Source organism: Tardiphaga sp. 768_D3_N2_1 (assembly GCF_052076105.1).
Classification (GTDB): Bacteria; Pseudomonadota; Alphaproteobacteria; order Rhizobiales; family Xanthobacteraceae; genus Tardiphaga.
The window spans coordinates 3847270-3867542 of record NZ_CP197245.1; the positions used below are offsets into that span (position 1 = coordinate 3847270).

Sequence of the window (20273 nt, forward strand, 5' to 3'; positions counted from 1 at the left end):
ACTAGTTCAGCCAGAACTCAGGCACGGCCTGCGATAGTCGGCCACCGAGCCGCACCGGCGCGATGCGCGAGGCAAGCCCTGTCTTGTCGTCGGTCTCGACTGCAACGCCCGACAAGGTCGCGGGGCCGAAGGCGGGCTCGAAACGGCCGGAGGGAATGCCAGTCGTAAAGCGCCTGACCGGCTCTTCCTTCTGCATACCGATCACGGAATCATAGTCGCCGGTCATGCCTGCATCGGTCATGTAGGCGGTGCCGCCTGCGAGGATTTGATGATCAGCGGTCGGCACATGCGTATGCGTGCCAACGACGAGACTCACGCGGCCATCGCAGAAGTAACCCATGCCCTGCTTTTCGCTCGAGGCTTCGCCGTGGAAATCCACCACGATGGCATCAGCGGCTTCGACCAGCGGACAGGCATCGATCTCCTTGCCGACCGCGCTGAACGGATCGTTGAGCGGCTCCATGAAGACGCGGCCCATGGCGTTGATCACCAGCGCACGCGCACCGTTCTTGGCATCGATCAGCGCGGCGCCGCGGCCCGGCGTGTGGCGTGGGAAGTTCAGCGGGCGGATCAGGCGCGGCGCGCGCTCGATGAACACCAGCGCCTCTTTCTGATTCCAGGCGTGATTGCCGAGCGTCACTGCATCGGCGCCGGCGTCGACAAGATCATTGTAGATCGTCTCGGTGATACCAAAGCCGCCGGCAGCGTTCTCGCCATTAATGATGACGAGATCGAGCTTCCAGTCGCGGATCAGGCCCGGCAGTTTTTCGAGGATCACCACGCGGCCGGTTTTGCCGACCACGTCGCCGATGAAGAGAATACGCAAGTCAGATGCTCCGAAAATCGATCGTCCGGGTCTCGGTTAGCACATAATCCAGCGCCACGTCGTGCGGTTGCATGGGGATAGTCTCGATTTCCTGGGTGTCGAAGGCCACGCCCACGGAGATAAATGGCTTGATGGCATGCAGTTGCGCGAAGGTGCGATCGTAATGCCCTGCGCCATAGCCAATGCGGTGGCCAGCGCGGTCGAAGGCCGCGAGTGGTACCAGCAGGACATCGGGGGTCAGTGACGGCGCTTCCGGTGCTGGTTCCGGAATGCCTAGTGAACCACGCACCAGCGCATCGTTCGGGCTCCAGATCCGGAACATCAGGGGCTCATCGCGGGCGATGATCACCGGGAGCGCCAGTCGCGCCCCTTTGGCGGCGGCGAGATGCTGCATCAACGGGATCGGATCGATTTCGCTGCGAATGGGAGAATAGCCAGCAACGATACTCCCGGCCTTAATCGGGAAAGGCAGCCCCCGCCTTGCGATCGCCTGCGCGGCCGCCGACCGCTCGGCCTCGCTCAGCGCCGTTCGGCGCGCCAGCGCGGCGATGCGGAGTTCAATCTTTGTCGGAGTGGGCGGCGTATCGGACATGCCGCACGATATGCTGTCCGAAGAGCCTGCGGAAGCGCAGGACCGGTCTTCGCCATCACCTTTGGCAAAGCGAGGTTAAGATGCGCGGCAAATGCCACCTAGAGGGCTGCAGCCATCAAGCAAGTGAAAGCGCGAAGCCGCGATGGCCGTTGAAGCACTCGATCCCGGAGCACCTACGAAAGTAGGTGGGCACCATGTGACCAGGTCCACGGACCTGGTCAGGGACAGTTCCCTGAAGGATCGATAAGGCCCCGGGGATATATGGCTCCTGACGCGCGACGCAGCCTCGCCTGCGTAATGTAGGGGTTATGAGACGGATGCGCCAGTGCCCGTTAGGACCGAAGCCTGCCTTATCCAATAGCAACGCCGCCGCCGATGGTGCGGTTGAGCACCTGCGTGGTCTTCTCGATCCGCTCGGCCGCCGCATTCAGCGCCGCAGCCACTGCCGTCTGCGTGGCACGTGCACGGTCCGCAGCGACAACGCGCACATCGCGCAACGCGGCCAGTTCTTCCTGCAGGGCACGAATCTGCTGATTGGCATCGACCAGTTCGTCGGCAATGGTCAGCGCCGCCATCACCGTCAGCCGCGCATCGCCGATCTCACCAAATTTGCCGCGCAGGTTTTCGACACGGGATTCAAGACTTTCCGCCAGCCGCAGCAGGCGGGTTTCTTGCCCCTCCTCGCAGGCCATGCGGTACTGCCGGCCATTGATGGTGACGTTGACGTGGCTCATCTCGCTTTACTCATGCGCGTTGTCCGTCGCCAGCACCGCGCGAATGGTGCCGATGGCGGTATCGAGCTTGTCGGCGATCTCGCGATTGGCGCGTTCCAGCCGGCGCGATTTCACCAGCGTGCCGTCGAGTTCGTCCGCGAGCCGGGACCGGTCGGCTCCAAGCGCCTGAATACGGGTGGCCAACTCATCCTCGTCGCGATCCGCCTCACGGCGGCGCTCGACCGCGCTTTCCAGAGCATCCAGCGCCGCCATCAACCGCCGCGTGGCGGCGTCGATCTCGGCTGCACCGCCATTGGCGGGTTCAGAAGCTGTGAGATGGGCGGGACGTTCGATCATACTGGATTACGCGGGACCTTGGGTTTGATGCGACCGGAGCTCAAAAACCACGGCTCCGCAAGCCTTTAGGCCCCGAATCTTAGGTTGCAAGCGAGCCGGACGCAACGCCGCTTAAAAGCTATGCACCGCAAAGCCGACAAAAACCGCCGGTATATATCCACAGACCAGAACTGTCCGGGAGACCTTGGACTCCCAAGAACCCAGATGCTATCCACCAATTTCTCCAAAGCGATCCCAACATCTCGCTGCAGACCGCCCCTCTCGCGGACGCAAAATATTCCATTCCTTTCAATTTAGACGGAAACCGACATGGCGCAGGTTGATCACTCGAAAATGGCCAATGCGATTCGTGCCCTCGCCATGGACGGCGTGGAAAAGGCCAAATCCGGTCACCCTGGGCTGCCGATGGGCGCCGCCGACATCGCAACCGTGCTGTTTACGCAGTTCCTCAAATTTGACGCTGCCGATCCGAAGTGGCCGGATCGCGACCGCTTCATCCTCTCGGCCGGTCACGGCTCGATGCTGCTCTATGCCCTGCTCTATCTGACGGGCAACAAGGAGATGACGCTCGACCAGCTGAAGAACTTCCGCCAGCTGCATTCCAAAACTCCGGGTCATCCGGAGAATTTCCACACCTCGGGTGTCGAAACCACCACAGGCCCGCTCGGTCAGGGCGTCGCCACCTCCGTTGGCTTCGCACTTGCCGAGCGCATGCTGGCTGCCGAATACGGCGATATCGTTGATCACTACACTTACGTGCTGTGCTCCGATGGTGACCTGATGGAAGGTGTCAGCCATGAAGCGCTGGCCATGGCCGGTCATCTCAAGCTGTCGAAGCTGATCTTCCTCTACGACGACAATGGCATCTCCATCGACGGTCCGCTGTCGCTTGCCGACAGCGTCGATCAGGTCGCACGCTTCAAGGCCCATGGCTGGAACGCGGTGCATGTCGATGGCCACGATCAGGCCGCCATCGCCGCTGCGATCAAGCAAGCGCAGTCGTCCGACCGCCCATCGATGATCGCCTGCAAGACCAAGATCGGCTTTGGCGCACCAACGCGCGCCGGCACCTCGAAGGCTCATGGCGAGCCGCTGGGCGCCGAAGAGCTCGCAGGCGCCAAGAAGGCGCTGGACTGGAACTACGGACCGTTTGAAGTGCCGGATGACATCCTGCAGGCCTGGCGCAATGTCGGCAAGCAGGGCGCGTCCGCCCATGCTGACTGGACCAAGCGCTTCGAGGCCCTGCCGGAAGACAAGCGCAGCGAATTCACCCGTCGCAACGATCACGTTCGGCCGATCGCAATCGCAGATGCGATCCAGACGTTGAAGAAGAAGCTGGTCGCCGAGCCGCAGACCGTCGCGACCCGCAAGGCAAGCGAATTCGCGCTCGAAGCGCTGGTGCAGGTCGTGCCGGAAATGGTGATCGGCTCCGCGGATCTCACGCCGTCGAACAACACCCGCACCAAGCACGCCATTGAGGTGAAGCCCGGCGATTTCAAGGGCCGCTACATTCACTACGGCATCCGCGAGATGGGCATGGCCGCGGCCATGAACGGCATCGCACTGCATGGCGGCTTCATCCCGGCCGGCGCGACCTTCATGTGCTTCACCGACTATGCGCGTCCGGCGATGCGCATCTCGGCGCTGGCGCAGATCCCTGTCATCTATATCATGACCCACGACTCGATCGGCCTCGGCGAAGACGGCCCGACCCATCAGCCGGTGGAACATCTGGCCGCGATGCGCGCGATGCCGAACATGCGTGTATTCCGCCCTGCCGATACGGTCGAGACCGCCGAATGCTGGCAGCTCGCCATGGCGAAGACCAACGGCCCGACCATGCTGGCCCTGTCGCGCCAGAACCTGACGCCGGTGCGCACCACGCATCATGACGACAATCTCTGCGCCACCGGTGGCTATGAGTTGATCGCAGCCAAGGGCAAGGCCGCTGTGTCGATCTTCGCTTCGGGTTCGGAAGTCGAGATCGCAGTCGCAGCGCAGAAGCAACTGGCCGACAAGGGCATCGCGACGCGGGTCGTATCGGTCCCCTCGCTTGAATTGTTGCTGGAGCAGCCTGAGGAGCGCCAGAAGGCCATCATCGGCGACGCGCCGATCAAGATTGCCGTCGAAGCCGCGGTCCGTTTCGGCTGGGATGCCGTGATCGGACACGATGGCACCTTCATCGGCATGAAGGGCTTCGGCTCGAGCGCGCCGGCCAAGGAGCTTTACAAACTGTTCGGCATCACGGCCGAGGCCGTGGTCGAGGCTGCAACCAGCAAGCACAAGGCGGCTTAACTCTATCGGAACGCTGGTAAATTTGACACATTGCACCAGCGTTCCATTCAGGGCATGAAACGCCCGTCACACGTCACTATATGAAGGCCCTCACGCGAGGTTTGAGCCTAATAAAAGGGAGAAGTTGAATGGCAGTCCGGGTTTCGATCAACGGTTTTGGCCGCATCGGCCGCAACGTCCTGCGGGCGATCTACGAGTCCAAGCGCACCGACATCGAAGTCGTCGCCATCAACGATCTCGGCCCGGTTGAAACCAATGCGCATCTGCTGCGCTTTGACAGCGTGCATGGCCGCTTCCCCGGTGAAGTCACCGTCGACGGCGACAGCATCCAGCTTGGCAACGGCAACAAGATCAAGGTCACGGCGGTGCGCGATCCCAACACGCTGCCGTGGAAGGATCTCGGCGTCGATATCGCGCTCGAATGCACTGGCATCTTCAGCGCCAAGGCGAAGGCCTCCGCGCATCTGACCGCTGGCGCCAAGCGCGTGCTGGTCTCGGCTCCGTCCGATGGTGCTGACGCGACGATCGTCTACGGCGTCAACCACAAGACCCTCACGAAGGAGCATCTGGTCGTTTCCAATGGTTCCTGCACCACCAACTGCCTGGCGCCCGTCGCCAAGGTGCTGAACGAGGCCGTCGGTATCGAGACCGGCTTCATGACCACGATCCACGCTTACACCGGCGACCAGCCGACGCTGGACACGCTGCACAGCGATCTCTATCGCGGCCGCGCCGCTGCGATGTCGATGATCCCGACCTCGACCGGCGCCGCGAAGGCCATCGGCCTCGTAATGCCCGAACTGGCCGGCAAGCTCGACGGCGTTTCGATCCGCGTGCCGACCCCGAACGTCTCGGTGGTCGATCTCAAGATCATTGCCAAGAAGAGCACCACCAAGGAAGAGATCAACGAAGCCATTAAGAAGGCTGCTGCCGGCGAGCTGAAGGGCGTGCTCGGCACCACCAGCCATCCGAACGTATCGATCGATTTCAACCACGACCCGCATTCGTCGACCTTCGCCTTCGACCAGACCAAGGTGCAGAACGGCACGCTGGTGCGCGTGCTCTCCTGGTACGACAACGAGTGGGGCTTCTCCAACCGCATGGCGGACACCGCCGTTGCGATGGGCAAGTTGCTCTAAGGCAAGAGCGTTATCCCGGACGCAGCGCAAGGCACCGCGTCCGGGAGCCTACGAATGTAGCGGTCCCCGCTTCGCGGCGCGCCGCTGTGCGCTGACCTGCGTTTGGGACACAACATCATGACCAATTCTTTCCGCACCCTCGACAACGTCGATGTGAAGGGCAAACGCGTTCTCGTGCGCGTCGATCTCAACGTGCCCATGGATGGTGGCAAGGTGACCGACGCAACGCGTCTCGAACGTATCGCGCCGACCATCACCGAAATTTCCGACAAGGGCGGCAAGGTCATCCTGCTCGCGCATTTCGGCCGCCCCAAGGGCCGCGATGACAAGAACTCACTGAAGCCGGTTGCGGCGTCACTTGCCGATGTGATCAAGAAGCCGGTCGCCTTTGCCGACGACTGCGTCGGCGACGTCGCTGCCAAGGCCGTTGGCGCCATGAAGGACGGCGACATTCTCTGCCTTGAGAACACCCGCTTCCATTCTGCTGAAGAGAAGAACGATCCGGCTTTCGTCGCCGAACTCGCCAAGCTCGGCGATATCTGGGTCAACGATGCATTCTCGGCTGCGCATCGCGCCCACGCCTCCACCGAGGGTCTCGGCCACAAATTGCCCGCCTATGCCGGCCGCACCATGCAGGCCGAGTTGGACGCACTCGGCAAGGCACTGGACGCACCGACCAAGCCCGTAATCGCCATCGTCGGCGGCGCCAAGGTATCGTCGAAGATCGATCTGCTCGAAAACCTCGTCACCAAGGTCGATGCGCTCGTGATCGGCGGCGGCATGGCCAATACCTTCCTGCATGCCCAGGGCGTCAAGGTCGGCAAATCGCTGTGCGAGAAAGATCTCGCCGCTACGGCGCTGCGGATCATCGACAAGGCCGAAGCTTCCGGCTGCGCGATCATCCTGCCGGTGGACGCCATCGTCGCATTCCACTTCGCCGCCAACACACCGTCTCACGCCTACGGCCTCGATGCGATCCCGGATGAGGGAATGATCCTCGACATCGGTCCGCAGTCGATCGAGCGCATCAACGCAGCCATCGACGATGCAGCCACGCTGGTCTGGAATGGCCCGGTCGGCGCATTTGAAATGACTCCGTTCGACCGCGGCACGGTTGCCAGCGCCAAACACGCTGCGGCGCGCACCAAGGCAAAGAAGCTGATTTCAGTGGCAGGCGGCGGCGACACGGTGGCTGCGCTCAATCACGCCGGCGTCGCCGATAACTTCACCTACATCTCGACCGCGGGTGGCGCTTTCCTCGAATGGATGGAAGGCAAGCCGCTGCCGGGCGTGGAAGTGTTGAAGAAGTAGCAGCGGTACATCTTTGCCCGCAGGACTTGCGCGCGTCACGATGTTTATGATATGTTCTTCTCATGAGCGAGAACGTGCAAACAGCAATGTTCGAGATCCTGAAGAAAATTCAGGGTGATGTTGCTGCGTTTCGCGGGGCGGCCGATAAACGTTTCGAGCAAATCGATAGCCGTCTGGAGCGCGTCGAGACCTTGGTTCGCAAACAACGCCGCGATGGCGCTGCGATGCTGGTCATGATGCGTTCAGCAGCCGGTGATTTCGAAGAGCGACTTGCAGCCGTAGAGCAGCAGATCGCTTTGCTAGACGCCCGCGAGCATTGACGTTCGGAAATACTAAGGCGTTGGGAATTCCATTAGCTGGAACGCTGAGCCTCCGTGGCGATTAACGTTGGCTGTATGCGCGACCTAAGGCGTCTTGGATTCACCGTCTCCTCGCGCTAAGAGCGATAATCTGCTGGCGCAGCATCCGCGCCCGTCCCCATTTTACAAGGAGCTTCCTGCATGGCCCGTATTACGTTGCGTCAACTGCTCGATCACGCGGCAGAACACGATTACGGAGTGCCGGCCTTCAACATCAACAATATGGAGCAGGCCCTGGCCATCATGGACGCGGCCAACTCCGTCGATGCGCCAGTGATCATCCAGGCATCTCGCGGCGCCCGCTCCTACGCCAACGACATCATGCTCAAGCACATGATGGACGCGGTCACCGAAATCTATCCGCACATTCCCGTCTGCGTGCATCTCGACCACGGCAACGAAGCTGCAACCTGCATGACCGCGATCCAGGCCGGCTTCACCTCGGTGATGATGGATGGTTCGCTGAAGGCCGACGGCAAGACCCCCGGTGATTGGGACTACAATGTCGGCGTGACCAAGACTGTGACCGACATGGCGCATCTCGGCGGCATCTCGGTGGAAGGCGAACTCGGCGTGCTCGGCTCGCTGGAGAGCGGCATGGGCGAAGCCGAAGACGGCCACGGCGCCGAGGGCAAGCTGTCGCATGACCAGTTGCTGACCAATCCCGACGAGGCCGTGAAGTTCGTCAAGGAAACCCAGGTCGACGCGCTGGCGATCGCCATGGGCACCTCGCATGGCGCCTACAAGTTCACCCGCAAGCCGGACGGCGACATTCTCGCCATGAACGTGATCGAGGAAATCCACCGCAAGCTGCCGAACACGCATCTGGTGATGCACGGCTCGTCCTCGGTGCCGCAGGATCTGCAGGACATCATCAACAAGTTCGGCGGCCAGATGAAGCCGACCTGGGGCGTGCCGGTGTCGGAGATCCAGCGCGGTATCAAGCATGGCGTCCGCAAGATCAACATCGACACCGACAACCGCATGGCCATGACCGGCCAGATCCGCAAGATTCTGTCGGAGCACCCCAGCGAATTCGATCCGCGCAAATATCTGAAGCCGGCGATGGAAGCGATGGTGAAGCTCTGCAAGCAGCGCCTGCAGGAATTCAATACCGCCGGCCAGGCCGGCAAGATCAAGAAGGTGCTGACCACGGCCGAAATGGCCAAGCGCTATGCATCGGGCGAGCTGAACGCGAAGATCGCCTGAGCCCAAACTGCCAATTGACTGCCATTCCGCCTGCCATACAGCATATGGCAGGCTGAATTTTTGCCGGAATCGGACGCGAACGAGCCCTTTGGCCGGCCAGATGCTCGGATTTTGCCCGAGAACGGTCTAGATTGGCCTGCAGGACTAGCCCGCTCAGGACATGCCCATGAATCTCGCCGAACTCAACAAAATCGCCCGCGCCATGGTTGCGCCAGGCAAGGGCTTGCTTGCCGCGGATGAATCGTCAGGCACGATCAAGAAGCGCTTCGATGCGATCAGCGTCGAGTCGACCGAGGACAATCGCCGTGATTATCGTGAAATGCTGTTTCGCTCGCGCGAGGCCATGAGCAGCTACATTTCCGGCGTGATCCTCTACGACGAGACCATCTGGCAGAACGCCAAGGATGGCACGCCACTGGTGCGGCTGATCGAGGAAGCCGGCGCTATTCCCGGCATCAAGGTCGACGAAGGCACGCAGGCGTTGCCTAACTGTCCCGGTGAACTGGTGACAGCAGGCCTCGACAAGCTCGCCGAGCGTCTTGCCAAATATTACGCACGTGGCGCGCGTTTCGCGAAGTGGCGTGCGGTGATCGATATCGGTGCCGGTATTCCCTCGATGACCGCAATCTCCGTCAACGCGCACGCGCTCGCCCGCTATGCCGCGCTATGCCAGGCCGCGCAGATCGTCCCTATCGTCGAGCCCGAAGTGCTGATGGACGGCGATCACGATATCGACCGCTGCGTCGAGGTGACGCAGCGCGTGCTCAACAAGACGTTCCAGGAATTGCGGGTCCAGCGGGTCGCACTGGAAGGCATGATCCTGAAGCCGAACATGGCTGTCTCGGGCAAGAAGTCGAAGACACAGGCGGGTGTGGCCGAAGTGGCCGAGAAGACCGTGCGCATGCTGAAGAACTGCGTGCCTGCCTCCGTGCCCGGCGTCGCATTCCTCTCTGGCGGCCAGTCGGATGAGGACGCAACCGCGCATCTCGACGCCATGAACAGGATTGGCGGCCTGCCCTGGCCACTGACATTCTCCTATGGCCGCGCGCTTCAGGCAGCGCCGCAAAAAGCATGGTCCGGCAAAGCCAATAATGTGCCTGCCGGTCAGCGGGCCTTTACCCATCGAGCACACATGAATTCGCTCGCCAGCAAGGGCGAGTGGACGACTGATCAAGAACAGAAGGCGCTATAGTCTTGGCTTCCAAACCCGTCCCGCCGCCGCCGATGCCGCGTCTCTATCTCGCGACGCCTGTTGTGGACGATCCGTCATCGCTGGTCGCGAGCCTGCCTGCTCTTCTTGAGAAAGCAGATGTCGCTGCCGTCCTGGTGCGGCTGGTAACGACCGACCAGCGCACCATGATCACGCGCATCAAGGCGCTGGCGCCTGTCATCCAGACCAGCGGCGCAGCGATGCTGGTCGAAGGCAATGTCGAGCTCGTCGCACGCGGCGGCGCCGATGGTGCGCATCTGCCCGGTCTCGCTCCCTTGCAGGACGCACTGCCCTCGCTGAAGCCCGATCGCATTGCCGGCTGCGGCGGACTGTCGACACGCCATAACGCGATGGCTGCCGGCGAAGCCGGTGCCGACTACGTGTTGTTCGGCGAACCCGACACCAAGGGCCAGCGCCCATCGACCGAAGCGATCACTGAACGTCTGCAGTGGTGGGCCGAATTGTTCGAGCCGCCTTGCGTTGGCTATGCCGCGACGCTCGATGAGGCCAGGGAGTTCGCTGCTGCCGGCGCTGATTTCGTGCTGGTCGGCGACGTCATCTGGAACGACGCACGCGGCGCTGCGGCAGCCCTGGTAGACGCCGAGAAGGCGATCCAGCAGGGATACGCGACGCTCGTCGCGGGACTGACCAAGGTCGAACAGGAATAACGCCGGAATGAAAGTTCTGCGTTCCCTCACTGTAATTGCCGGCTGCCTCACCTGGGCAGCCAGTGCGACCGCGCAGATTTCGCTGACACCGCCGGGGGTGCAGACGCCGCCACCGGCTGCCAGCAAGGCAGCGCCAAAGAAGACGCCGGCACCGGCGAAAGCGCCGACAGCAGCGAAGAAAGCTCCTACGCCACCCGCCGAGAAACCCGCGCAGCCTGCAGAAGCTGCACCAACCGACCCCAATGCCGATCTGGTCTACGGCGCCTATCAGCGCGGCCAATACAAGACCGCCTTTGAACTCGCCAGCAAGCGTGCGCAGGAGAACAACGACCCGAAGGCGATGACCATGCTCGGCGAACTCTACGCCAATGCACTGGGCGTCAAACGCGACTACGCAAAGGCCGCTGAATGGTACCAGCGCGCGTCGGAACGCGGCGACCGCGAGGCCATGTTCGCGCTGGCGATGTTGCGGCTGTCGGATCGCGGCAATGTCGGCAAACGCGACGAGGCCGTGAAACTGCTGGCGTCCTCCGCCAAGCTCGGCAATCCGAAGGCCGCCTACAATCTGGCGCTGCTCTATCTCGACGGACAGACGCTGCCGCAGGACGTCAAGCGGTCGGCCGAATTGCTCCGCGTCGCGGCCGACGCCGGTAACCCCGAAGCGCAATACGCGCTGGCGACTTTCTACAAGGAGGGTACCGGGGTCGAGAAAAGCATCGACAAGGCGGTCCGCCTGCTTCAGGCAGCATCGCTAGCCGACAATGTCGACGCCGAGGTGGAATATGCCATTGCGCTCTATAACGGCACGGGAACCCCCAAAAACGAGGCTGCGGCCATCGCCCTGCTCCGCAAGGCCTCCAAGCAGAACAGCCCGATAGCCCAGAACCGCCTCGCCCGGGTGCTGGCGCTCCGCACCAATACAGACGACCGCCTGGAAGGCCTGAAATGGCACATCGTCGCCAAAACCGCCGGGAAAGGCGACCTGATGCTCGACGAGCTTCTGGCCCAGGCCAGTCCTGAGGAAAAGACCAAGGCCCAGGAAGCCGCCAAGAAGTGGCTGGGCACGACCCAGAAATGAGCCCATTAGCGATCTTGCCTTGACGGGATGCCGCCCGCAGGGCACCCATCGCCTCAGCAACCCCCAATCAGACCTGCCGTCAGGTCGTCGTGAGACGAACGCATGATCAATTCAGCCCTTATGAACGTGATGGTGAAAGCCGCGCGCCGCGCCGGTCGCAGCCTGAAGCGCGACCTCGGCGAGATCGAGAACCTGCAGGTCTCGATGAAGGGCCCCGCCAATTTCGTCAGCCTCGCCGACAAGCGGGCCGAGGAGATGCTCTATACGGACCTCAACAAGGCCCGCCCGGGCTATGGCTTCCTCGGCGAGGAAGGCGGCAGCCGCGACGGGACTGACAAGAGCCATACCTGGATCGTCGATCCGCTCGATGGCACCACCAACTTCCTGCACGGCATCCCGCAATTCGCAGTCTCGATCGGTCTGGCGCGCGAAGGTCAGGTGATTGCCGGCCTGATCTACAATCCGGCCAATGACGAACTCTACATGGCGGAAAAGGGCTCGGGCGCGTTCCTCAACGACACCCGCCTGCGCGTTGCCGGCCGCAAGCAGCTCAACGAATGCGTCATCGCCTGCGGCCTGCCGCATATCGGCCGCGGCGACTTCGAATTGTCACGCAACGAAATGGCCGCGTTGCAGCCGAAGGTCGCTGGTCTCCGCCGCTTTGGGGCGGCTTCGCTCGATCTGGCCTTCGTCGCAGCCGGTCGGCTCGATGGCTATTGGGAGCGCAATCTGCAGCCCTGGGACGTCGCTGCCGGCTTGATCCTGATCAAGGAAGCCGGCGGCACCGTCGGCGACATCAATGGGGGCGATGTGCTGACGACCGGCAACGTCGTTGCCGGCAACGAGTTCGTCCACGGCGCGCTGACGAAGATTCTGCGGCCGCTGACGAAATAAGATTGATCGCTCGAATAGAAAAAGCCCGGATGGCGTTACGCCATCCGGGCTTTTTGTTTGATTGCCTTAGCTGTGCGACACGGACGGCGATGCGGTCGGCTCGCCCTGCTTTGCCTCTTCCGTCTTCGGTGCCTTGTCCGGCGAAAACAGCCGCTGCACCGATACAAAGAATACCGGCACCATCAGCAGCGCCAGGATCACCACCGCGATCATGCCACCGGTCACCGACGTACCAAGCGCCTGCTGGCTGGCACCGCCGGCGCCCGATGCAACAACCATCGGCAACACGCCGCAGATAAAGGCCAACCCCGTCATCACAATCGGGCGAAAGCGCAGGAAGCAGGCTTCCATCGTCGCATCCACCAGCGACTTGCCCTGCGCGCGCAGGTCCTTGGCGAATTCGATAATCAGAATCGCATTCTTGGCCGCAAGGCCGATGATCGTAATCAGACCTACCGTGAAGTACACGTCGTTCGGCAGGCCGCGCAGGGTCGCTGCCAGTACAGCGCCGACGATGCCAAGCGGCACCGTCATCAGCACGGCCACCGGGATCGTCCAGCTCTCATAAAGCGCTGCGAGCACGAGGAACACCACCAGCGCTGACAGCGCGAGCAGGAACGGCGCCTGCGAGCCGGACAGTTTCTCCTGCAGCGACTGGCCGGTCCACTCGAAGCCGAAACCGCGCGGCAACAGGCCAGCCAGACGCTCCATCTCCTTGATGGCGTCGCCCGAGGTAAAGCCGGGCCGTGCTTCGCCGGAGATACGCACCGCCGGATAGAAATTGAAGCCGGCGATCTGCGTCGGCCCCTTCGCCCATTCCACGGTGGCAAAGGACGAGAACGGCACCAGCTGCCCGCGGCTGTTCTTGACATTGTAGTTCAGGATGTCGCTGGCGTTCATCCGGTTGGCGGCCTCGGACTGCACCACGACGCGCTGCATGCGGCCGCGGTTCGGGAAGTCGTTGATGTAGTTCGAGCCGAGATTGGTCGAGATCGTGCTGTTGATGTCCTCGAAGGTGACGCCGAAGGCGCCGGCCTTTTCGCGATCGATCATCAGGTTGACCAATGGCGCCGGAGGAAGGCCTTCGACGAACACCTTCTGCAGCACCGGGCTGGCATTGGCGTCCGCAATCAGCTTGTCGGATGCGGCATTGAGCGCGACGAAGCCCTTCTGGCCGCGATCCTGCAGGCGGAAGCTGAAGCCTGACGAGTTGCCAAGGTTATCGATCGGCGGCGGCTGCAGTGCGGAAATCTTGGCGTCGCGGATCGATGACAGGCTCTTGTTGATATCATCAACGAGTGCCGCTGCGGAGTCCTTCGGCGGACGCTCCGACCAGTCCTTCAAGGTGATGAAGGCCTGGGCGGTGTTCATTCCCTGACCGAGAAAGCTGAAGCCGGTGAGAAACACGACGCTCTCGATGCCGGAGCGCTTCTTCAAATATTCCTCGACCTTCTCAATGGCGCCCTCGGTGCGAGCGAACGAGGAGTCCGACGGCGTCTGCACGTCGGTGGTGATGAAGCCCTGATCGTCGATCGGCAGAAAGCCGCCCGGCATCCGCATGAAGCCCCATGTCAGTCCGACCAGCAGCGCGACATAGACGATCAGCAAGCGTCCGGTGCGCTGGATCGACCAGCCTACCGCCTTCGAATAACCGTCGCGGGTGGCATCGAGCTTGCGATTGAACCAGCCGAACACACCCCTCTTGGCATGGCCGTGTCCTTCCTTGATGGGCTTCAGGAAGGTCGCGCAAAGCGCCGGCGTGAGCGATAGCGCCAGCAACGCTGAGAACGCGATCGAGGCGACCATGGTGACTGAGAACTGGCGGTAGATGATGCCGACCGACCCCGGGAAGAACGCCATCGGCACGAACACGCCGATCATTACCAGCGTAACACCGATGATGGCGCCGGAGATCTGACCCATCGCCTTCTTGGTGGCTTCCTTCGGCGGAAGGCCCTCCTCGCTCATGATGCGCTCGACGTTCTCGACCACGACGATGGCGTCGTCGACCAGGATGCCGACGGCCAGCACCATGCCGAACATGGTCAGCATGTTGATCGAATAACCGGCCAGCAACAGCATCGTGCAGGTGCCGAGCAGCGCGATGGGCACGACGATGGTCGGGATCAGCGTGTAGCGGAAGTTCTGCAGGAAGATGAACATCACGATGAAGACGAGGACGACCGCCTCGATCAGCGTCATCACCACCTTCATGATCGATGCCTCGACCACCGGCGTGACATTATACGGAATGTCATAGGCGATGTTGGCCGGGAAGAAGTTCGACAGCTCCTTCATCTTGGCTTCAATCGCGGACGCCGTCGCCAGCGCGTTGCCCTTTGGGGACATCAGCACCGACAGGCCAGCCGTCGGCTGACCGTTCAGGCGCGTGGTGAACTGATAGCTGAGGCCGCCAATCTCGATACGGGCGACATCGCGCAACCGCACGGTCGAGCCATCGGAATTGGCTCGTAGCACAATGGCGCCGAATTCTTCCGGCGTGGAGAGCTGGCCTTTGACGAGCACCAGCGACGACGTCTTGGTGGTCGCGGTCGACGGCTCGGCACCGACGCTGCCGGAGGCGACCTGGGCGTTCTGCGCGGTGATGGCCTTGTTGACGTCGTCGGAGGTCAGGTTGTAGCCGACCAGCTTGGCGGGATCGACCCAGACGCGCAGCGAGCGCTCGGTAGAATACAGCGAGGCACGGCCGACGCCGGGGATACGACGAATTTCGCCAAGGATATTGCGGATCATGAAGTCGCCGAGACCGACTTCATCGAGGCTGTTATCAGTGGAGCGCAGCGTGATGATGTTCAGCACCGCGGCCGAGGCTTCCTCGACCAGGATACCCTGTTGAATCACGGCACGCGGCAAACGCGCTTCCACGCGCTTCAGGCGGTTCTGCACTTCGACCGACGCCTGGCTGGTATCGGTGCCGGGCTGGAAGTTCGCGATGATCTCGACGGCGCCCAGCGAGTCACTCGTCGACTCGAAGTTCAGGATGCCCGCAGCTCCGTTGAGCTCCTCCTCAATCAGCCGCGTAACGCTGTTGTAGAGGTTCTCCGGCGACGCACCAGGATAGCTGGTCGAGATCGAAATCGATGGCGGCGCGATGATCGGATACTGCGCAATAGGCAGCTGCGGAATCGCGATGGCGCCGAAAAGACAAATGAAAAGCGCAACGACCCAGGCAAAAATCGGCCTGTCGATGAAAAAACTAGCCATGTCGATTTACTCAGGGACGAGCTTGAGTGGTTTTCTGCCCCTCGGGCGGAAGGCCCGCAGTGGCATTCGTGTCAGTCCACGCCACTGGCTTCACCTTGTCGCCGGCAGCGAATTTCTGGAAGCCCTCGACCACGACGCGTTCGCCGCCCTTCAGGCCTTCAGTCACGAACCACTGACCGTCCTGCACGGCACCAGTTCGTACCATCTGGACCGCAACGTGACCGTCATCCTTGACGACGAAAACTTCGGCGCCGCCACCGCCATTGCGCTGGACTGCCTGCTGCGGAACCGCAATAGCGTCGGTGTCGATGCCCTGCTCAATCTGCACGCGGACATACATGCCCGGTAATAGTTCACGCTTCGGGTTCGGGAATTCACCGCGCAGCGTCACCTGCCCGGTGAAAGTGTCCACCTTGGCTTCGGAAAACAGCAGCTTGCCCGGCAGCGAGTAGAGCGTGCCGTCATCCAGCATGAGCCGCACCTTGGCAGTACCGGGTGCGATACGCTCGAGATCGCCGGTCTCGAAGGAGCGGCGCAGGTTGTTCAGTTCGGACACCGACTGCGTGAAATCAGCATAAATCGGATCGAGCTGCTGAATGGTGGCCAGATTTGTGTTGTCGTTCTGTGCGAGCAGCGCGCCTTCGGTCACCAGAGCGGCTCCGACAATGCCATCGATCGGCGCACGGATGGTTGCGTAGTCCAGATTGAGACGCGCACGGGCGACGTCGGCTTTCTTTGATGCGATCTCAGCTTCAGCCTGACGCTGCGCACCAACAGCCTTCTCAGCTTCCGCTTCGGAGACCGCTTTCTGCTGTGCAAGACCCGACACGCGCTTAGCCTGCATCGACGCGAGGTCATAGGCAGCTTCCGCCTTGTGCAGCGACGCCTTTGCGGACTGCAATTCCACCTCGAACGGCTTCGGATCAATGCGATACAGCGTGTCGCCCGCCTTCACCTCGGTGCCCTGATGAAACGCACGCTCGATGATGATGCCCGACACACGCGAGCGCACGTCGGCGACTCGCGTCGGCGCAATACGCCCGGGCAGTTCGCGAACCAGCGCACGTCGCTGTTGCGTGACAGAAATGATGCTGACTTCAGGCTCGCTCACCTGCGTCGGAGCAGACGCCACCGCGTCCTTCGGTTCGTTGCATCCTGCGAGCACGGGTGCGAGTCCCGCCAGCAGAAGCACGAATCCTGCAGAGCGTGCGTTCAACATCGTCATTTAATTTATTATCCCAAGTTGCACATTCGAATATGCATCAACGGATACGCTGAACCTCTGTGGTCTTCATGCGCGTAGCCGGATTTATCGAACTTCTTTGATAGCGTAGAATAAAAACCGCGGTGCTGCGGCGCAATACATATCGAGGCGGCGCATTGCCACACGGCCTATCGTATTGAACTCGCAAAGGCTTTCGAGGCTCACGTGAACGTGAATCGGGCGGAACCCGCACACGTTTGGTTAACGGCAGTCATTCGTTAGTAACGAACGCCCCGCTCGCTACCATTCACGTAGTCAAACAAGCCTGCGGTCGCAGGAAAGAACTAGGGCCACTCTTTCTCCACAGCGAAGATGTCTGCACATTGCCGGATGAGATGATGGCTGGGCATCACGTCACCGGTGAAAAAGTGCTGCGCGATCCAGTCTTTCTTGTCGGCGCCGTCGAACAGACAGTCGCCGTACGGTGCACGAAGATATGCATGAAGAAAACGGCCATTCGGCGCCAGGCATGGTCGCATGCATGCAAGCCGGGTTTCAACTGGAAGTTCCCGGTGACATCGTTGATTCTCGGGTGATTCCGGCAGTATCCGATCTTTTTTTGTCGCGGGGCTGTGCCATATTGCGCGTCGAACCTTTTCTCGCATGCAGATGATCCGCACATGGCGCCAGGCCCCTCGTCCCGCTCCGCGATGGAGATCGAACTGACCAAGCTGTCATCGCCCCGGATCTTTCTGGTCCGAATGCTGGTGTTTCTGGTGCTCTGCGGTCTGATCATGACCGTGCTCTACAAGCAGATCGTTCTGGCCTTCTTTGCCAATCCCGGGCTCAACGCGCTGATCGGCGCGGTGTTGGCGATCGGCACCATCCTGTCGTTCCGGCAGGTGATCCGGCTCTATCCGGAAGTCTCGTGGGTCAACAGCTTTCGGATTTCCGATCCCGGCCTCGCGCTGGACCGACGCCCGACCCTGCTGGCGCCGATGGCTGCGATCCTCGGCGGCGAGCGCACCGGCCGCATGACCATCTCGCAGCAGACCATGCGGCATCTGCTCGATTCGATCGCGACACGCCTCGACGAGGCCCGCGACATCTCGCGCTATATGACCGGCTTGCTGGTGTTCCTCGGCCTGCTCGGCACCTTCTGGGGTCTGATCGAGACCGTAGGTTCCGTCGGCAAGGTGATCGACGGCCTCAAGGTCGGCGGTGATGCGGGTTCATTGTTCGATACGTTGAAGGAGGGCCTCGCCGCGCCGCTCGCCGGCATGGGGATCTCGTTTTCGTCATCGCTGTTCGGCCTCGCGGGCTCGCTGATCCTCGGCTTCCTCGACCTGCAATCCAGCCAGGCGCAGAACCGGTTCTATACGGACCTGGAAGACTGGCTCGCTTCTACCGTGAAGGAATATTCCGGCGAGACGGCACCTGTTGCAACCTCGGGAACCTCGCCAGAACTGCAGGATGCCATCGAGCGTCTGCGCCGCTCCATCGAGGACGGCAACAACAACCGTGGCACCACGACCGCCATGGCCAATCTCGCCGATGCAATCCAGAGTCTCGTCGCGCATATGCGCACCGAGCAGGAGATGATCCGCGAATGGGCCGACGGTCAGGGCGAACAGAGCCGCGAGATCAAGAAGCTGCTGGAACACATCGCTCGCCAACCTGAGAAGAACTGATCCATGGCATTGGCACGCAATCGCCGCGGCTCTTCCGAATTCAACTACTGGCCGGGCTTCGTCGATGCGCTGTCGACGCTGGTGCTCGCGATCGTCTTCTTGCTGTCGATCTTCCTCGTCGTGCAATTCTATCTGTCGCAGGAAGTCACTGGCAAGGACAAGGCGCTAGAGCAGCTCACCGCAAAACTGGCTCAGCTGAACGACCTGCTGTCGCTGGAGAAGCTCGGCAAGCTCAATCTCGACGAACAGCTATCGCAGATGCGCGCCGGCCTCGCCGCCGCAGAATCCGAGCGCGACCGGGTCAAGGGACTTTATGACGGCCTCGCCGGTGCCGGCTCTGATGCGCAGGGCCGCAACAACGAACTGACCAAGGCCCTCGATTCCGAGAAACAGATCACGGCCCGCGCGCTGGCGCAGGTCGAGATACTGAACCAGCAGATCTCCGCGCTACGCCGTCAGCTCGCGGCCCTCGAGGAGGCTCTGGAGGCCTCCGAGAAGCGCGATAAGGAATCGCAAGGGCGCATTGCCGACCTCGGTACACGCCTCAATGTCGCATTGGCGCAGCGCGTTCAGGAACTGTCGCGCTATCGTTCGGAATTCTTCGGGCGCCTGCGCGCCATCCTCGGCAACCGCCCCGATATCCGTATCGTTGGCGACCGCTTCGTATTCCAGTCAGAAGTCTTCTTCGACGCCGGCCAGGCGCTACTGTTGCCGGAAGGCCGCGCCGAACTCGACAAGGTCGCCAGTGCGCTGATCGAACTCGACAAGCAGATTCCCGCCGAGATCGCTTGGGTGATGCGTGTCGACGGCCATACCGACTCGCGACCCATCCTCAACAGCCCGCTGTTCAAGTCGAACTGGGAACTGTCGTCGGCACGTGCGATTTCGGTGGTGCAATATCTGATCTCGCTCGGCGTCCCCGCGCAGCGCCTCGTCGCCGCAGGCTTCGCCGAAAATCAGCCGCTGGATACGGCGCAGACCGAGGAAGCCTACAAGCGCAACCGTCGCATCGAACTCAAGCTTACCGAGCGCTGAGGGCATGCCTGAGACATTCCAGCTGCGGCCCTATCGCGAGAGTGATGAAGACACCTCCATCGCACTGTGGCTGGAAACGTGGCGGCAAGCCTATCCCTCGATCAATTTCGACGCCCGCGTCGAGTGGTGGCGCACGCGGTGGCGCGACGAGCTGGTACCAGTGGCGCAGATCGTAGTCGCCGAGCAAAACAGTGCGATGGTGGGTTTCGTCACCATCGACCGCAAGGGTTATCTCGATCAGTTGGTAGTAAGCCCGGCGAAATGGGGATCGGATGTTGCTCGCCTGCTGGTCGATGACGCCAAACGTCTCTCCCCCGGAGGCGTAACGCTCAAGGTCAACGCCGACAATGCCCGCGCTATCAAATTCTATATACGCAACGGCTTCGTCAAAACGGGCGATGAAGTGAACACGTCAGGCCGAGCAGTCGACCTGATGGAATGGAAGCCTTGAACGTCGCGGCTGCACC

18 protein-coding genes and 1 other RNA gene are annotated in these 20273 nt (G+C 61.7%); 12 read left to right on the plus strand and 7 right to left on the minus strand.

Annotated features, from left to right (window positions below; genetic code table 11):
• Position 1 precedes the first annotated feature (1 nt).
• From AB8A27_RS18110 to AB8A27_RS18130, 5 genes are all read right to left on the minus strand, one after another.
• Positions 2-826, minus strand: a complete 825-nt coding sequence (locus AB8A27_RS18110) for a TIGR00282 family metallophosphoesterase (protein ID WP_092144867.1) — start codon at positions 824-826, stop codon at positions 2-4.
• A gap of 1 nt (position 827) precedes the next feature.
• Positions 828-1418, minus strand: a complete 591-nt coding sequence (locus AB8A27_RS18115) for a 5-formyltetrahydrofolate cyclo-ligase (protein WP_441243102.1) — start codon at positions 1416-1418, stop codon at positions 828-830.
• A 130-nt stretch (positions 1419-1548) separates the two neighbouring features.
• Positions 1549-1708: non-coding RNA, 6S RNA (gene ssrS, locus AB8A27_RS18120), on the minus strand.
• 60 nt (positions 1709-1768) lie between these two features.
• A complete protein-coding gene (locus AB8A27_RS18125; protein ID WP_068735170.1) occupies positions 1769-2152 on the minus strand; it encodes a cell division protein ZapA in 384 nt (127 codons plus the stop codon).
• Between the two features lie 6 nt (positions 2153-2158).
• The gene (locus AB8A27_RS18130) at positions 2159-2488 is read right to left on the minus strand and encodes a DUF4164 domain-containing protein (protein WP_115030148.1); all 330 of its coding nucleotides are present in this window, start codon (positions 2486-2488) and stop codon (positions 2159-2161) included.
• 309 nt (positions 2489-2797) lie between these two features.
• On the opposite strand from AB8A27_RS18130, the gene tkt reads away from it, so the two are divergent.
• The 9 genes from tkt (at position 2798) to AB8A27_RS18175 (ending at position 12651) form a co-directional block, all read left to right on the plus strand.
• A complete protein-coding gene (gene tkt, locus AB8A27_RS18135; protein WP_441243103.1) occupies positions 2798-4783 on the plus strand; it encodes a transketolase in 1986 nt (661 codons plus the stop codon).
• 128 nt (positions 4784-4911) lie between these two features.
• Positions 4912-5922 (plus strand): type I glyceraldehyde-3-phosphate dehydrogenase, encoded by a 1011-nt coding sequence (gene gap, locus AB8A27_RS18140; protein ID WP_115030152.1) that lies wholly within the window; start codon positions 4912-4914, stop codon positions 5920-5922.
• 117 nt (positions 5923-6039) lie between these two features.
• Positions 6040-7233 carry a phosphoglycerate kinase gene (locus AB8A27_RS18145; RefSeq protein ID WP_441243104.1) on the plus strand — a complete coding sequence of 398 codons (1194 nt, stop codon included), beginning with the start codon at positions 6040-6042 and terminating at the stop codon, positions 7231-7233.
• A gap of 62 nt (positions 7234-7295) precedes the next feature.
• Positions 7296-7553 carry a hypothetical protein gene (locus AB8A27_RS18150; RefSeq protein ID WP_441243105.1) on the plus strand — a complete coding sequence of 86 codons (258 nt, stop codon included), beginning with the start codon at positions 7296-7298 and terminating at the stop codon, positions 7551-7553.
• Between the two features lie 180 nt (positions 7554-7733).
• A complete protein-coding gene (gene fba, locus AB8A27_RS18155) occupies positions 7734-8801 on the plus strand; it encodes a class II fructose-bisphosphate aldolase (protein ID WP_441243106.1) in 1068 nt (355 codons plus the stop codon).
• 166 nt (positions 8802-8967) lie between these two features.
• Positions 8968-9993 (plus strand): class I fructose-bisphosphate aldolase, encoded by a 1026-nt coding sequence (locus AB8A27_RS18160; protein ID WP_441243107.1) that lies wholly within the window; start codon positions 8968-8970, stop codon positions 9991-9993.
• A gap of 2 nt (positions 9994-9995) precedes the next feature.
• Positions 9996-10679 carry a thiamine phosphate synthase gene (locus AB8A27_RS18165; protein WP_441243108.1) on the plus strand — a complete coding sequence of 228 codons (684 nt, stop codon included), beginning with the start codon at positions 9996-9998 and terminating at the stop codon, positions 10677-10679.
• Positions 10680-10686: 7 nt separating this feature from the next.
• Positions 10687-11757 (plus strand): tetratricopeptide repeat protein, encoded by a 1071-nt coding sequence (locus AB8A27_RS18170; RefSeq protein ID WP_441243109.1) that lies wholly within the window; start codon positions 10687-10689, stop codon positions 11755-11757.
• A 102-nt stretch (positions 11758-11859) separates the two neighbouring features.
• The gene (locus tag AB8A27_RS18175) at positions 11860-12651 is read left to right on the plus strand and encodes an inositol monophosphatase family protein (RefSeq protein ID WP_441243110.1); all 792 of its coding nucleotides are present in this window, start codon (positions 11860-11862) and stop codon (positions 12649-12651) included.
• A 66-nt stretch (positions 12652-12717) separates the two neighbouring features.
• Here AB8A27_RS18175 and AB8A27_RS18180 read toward each other — a convergent pair whose 3' ends face one another.
• Both AB8A27_RS18180 and AB8A27_RS18185 read right to left on the minus strand, forming a co-directional pair.
• Complete coding sequence (locus AB8A27_RS18180; RefSeq protein ID WP_441243111.1) at positions 12718-15876, minus strand: multidrug efflux RND transporter permease subunit; 3159 nt, start codon at positions 15874-15876, stop codon at positions 12718-12720.
• A gap of 10 nt (positions 15877-15886) precedes the next feature.
• Positions 15887-17101, minus strand: a complete 1215-nt coding sequence (locus tag AB8A27_RS18185; protein ID WP_441243112.1) for an efflux RND transporter periplasmic adaptor subunit — start codon at positions 17099-17101, stop codon at positions 15887-15889.
• A gap of 659 nt (positions 17102-17760) precedes the next feature.
• Here AB8A27_RS18185 and AB8A27_RS18190 point away from each other — a divergent pair.
• Genes AB8A27_RS18190 through AB8A27_RS18200 form a run of 3 tightly spaced genes read left to right on the plus strand, consistent with a single transcriptional unit; the run spans position 17761 to position 20257 of the window.
• Positions 17761-18771 (plus strand): flagellar motor protein MotA, encoded by a 1011-nt coding sequence (locus tag AB8A27_RS18190; protein ID WP_092144893.1) that lies wholly within the window; start codon positions 17761-17763, stop codon positions 18769-18771.
• Between the two features lie 3 nt (positions 18772-18774).
• On the plus strand, positions 18775-19806 hold the full coding sequence (locus AB8A27_RS18195; RefSeq protein WP_092144895.1) for a peptidoglycan -binding protein: 1032 nt from the start codon (positions 18775-18777) through the stop codon (positions 19804-19806).
• 4 nt (positions 19807-19810) lie between these two features.
• Positions 19811-20257: a GNAT family N-acetyltransferase gene (locus AB8A27_RS18200; protein ID WP_441243113.1), complete on the plus strand. Its 447-nt coding sequence runs from the start codon at positions 19811-19813 to the stop codon at positions 20255-20257.
• Positions 20258-20273: the final 16 nt, after the last annotated feature.

Bases quoted from the DNA above. Each gene is read 5' to 3' on its own strand.
- AB8A27_RS18115 (WP_441243102.1), bottom strand. From the start codon at position 1,418: ATGTCCGATACGCCGCCCACTCCGACAAAGATTGAACTCCGCATCGCC.
- AB8A27_RS18125 (WP_068735170.1), bottom strand. From the start codon at position 2,152: ATGAGCCACGTCAACGTCACCATCAATGGCCGGCAGTACCGCATGGCC.
- AB8A27_RS18130 (WP_115030148.1), bottom strand. From the start codon at position 2,488: ATGATCGAACGTCCCGCCCATCTCACAGCTTCTGAACCCGCCAATGGC.
- tkt (WP_441243103.1), top strand. From the start codon at position 2,798: ATGGCGCAGGTTGATCACTCGAAAATGGCCAATGCGATTCGTGCCCTC.
- gap (WP_115030152.1), top strand. From the start codon at position 4,912: ATGGCAGTCCGGGTTTCGATCAACGGTTTTGGCCGCATCGGCCGCAAC.
- AB8A27_RS18145 (WP_441243104.1), top strand. From the start codon at position 6,040: ATGACCAATTCTTTCCGCACCCTCGACAACGTCGATGTGAAGGGCAAA.
- AB8A27_RS18150 (WP_441243105.1), top strand. From the start codon at position 7,296: ATGAGCGAGAACGTGCAAACAGCAATGTTCGAGATCCTGAAGAAAATT.
- fba (WP_441243106.1), top strand. From the start codon at position 7,734: ATGGCCCGTATTACGTTGCGTCAACTGCTCGATCACGCGGCAGAACAC.
- AB8A27_RS18160 (WP_441243107.1), top strand. From the start codon at position 8,968: ATGAATCTCGCCGAACTCAACAAAATCGCCCGCGCCATGGTTGCGCCA.
- AB8A27_RS18170 (WP_441243109.1), top strand. From the start codon at position 10,687: ATGAAAGTTCTGCGTTCCCTCACTGTAATTGCCGGCTGCCTCACCTGG.
- AB8A27_RS18175 (WP_441243110.1), top strand. From the start codon at position 11,860: ATGATCAATTCAGCCCTTATGAACGTGATGGTGAAAGCCGCGCGCCGC.
- AB8A27_RS18180 (WP_441243111.1), bottom strand. From the start codon at position 15,876: ATGGCTAGTTTTTTCATCGACAGGCCGATTTTTGCCTGGGTCGTTGCG.
- AB8A27_RS18185 (WP_441243112.1), bottom strand. From the start codon at position 17,101: ATGACGATGTTGAACGCACGCTCTGCAGGATTCGTGCTTCTGCTGGCG.
- AB8A27_RS18190 (WP_092144893.1), top strand. From the start codon at position 17,761: ATGGCGCCAGGCCCCTCGTCCCGCTCCGCGATGGAGATCGAACTGACC.
- AB8A27_RS18195 (WP_092144895.1), top strand. From the start codon at position 18,775: ATGGCATTGGCACGCAATCGCCGCGGCTCTTCCGAATTCAACTACTGG.
- AB8A27_RS18200 (WP_441243113.1), top strand. From the start codon at position 19,811: ATGCCTGAGACATTCCAGCTGCGGCCCTATCGCGAGAGTGATGAAGAC.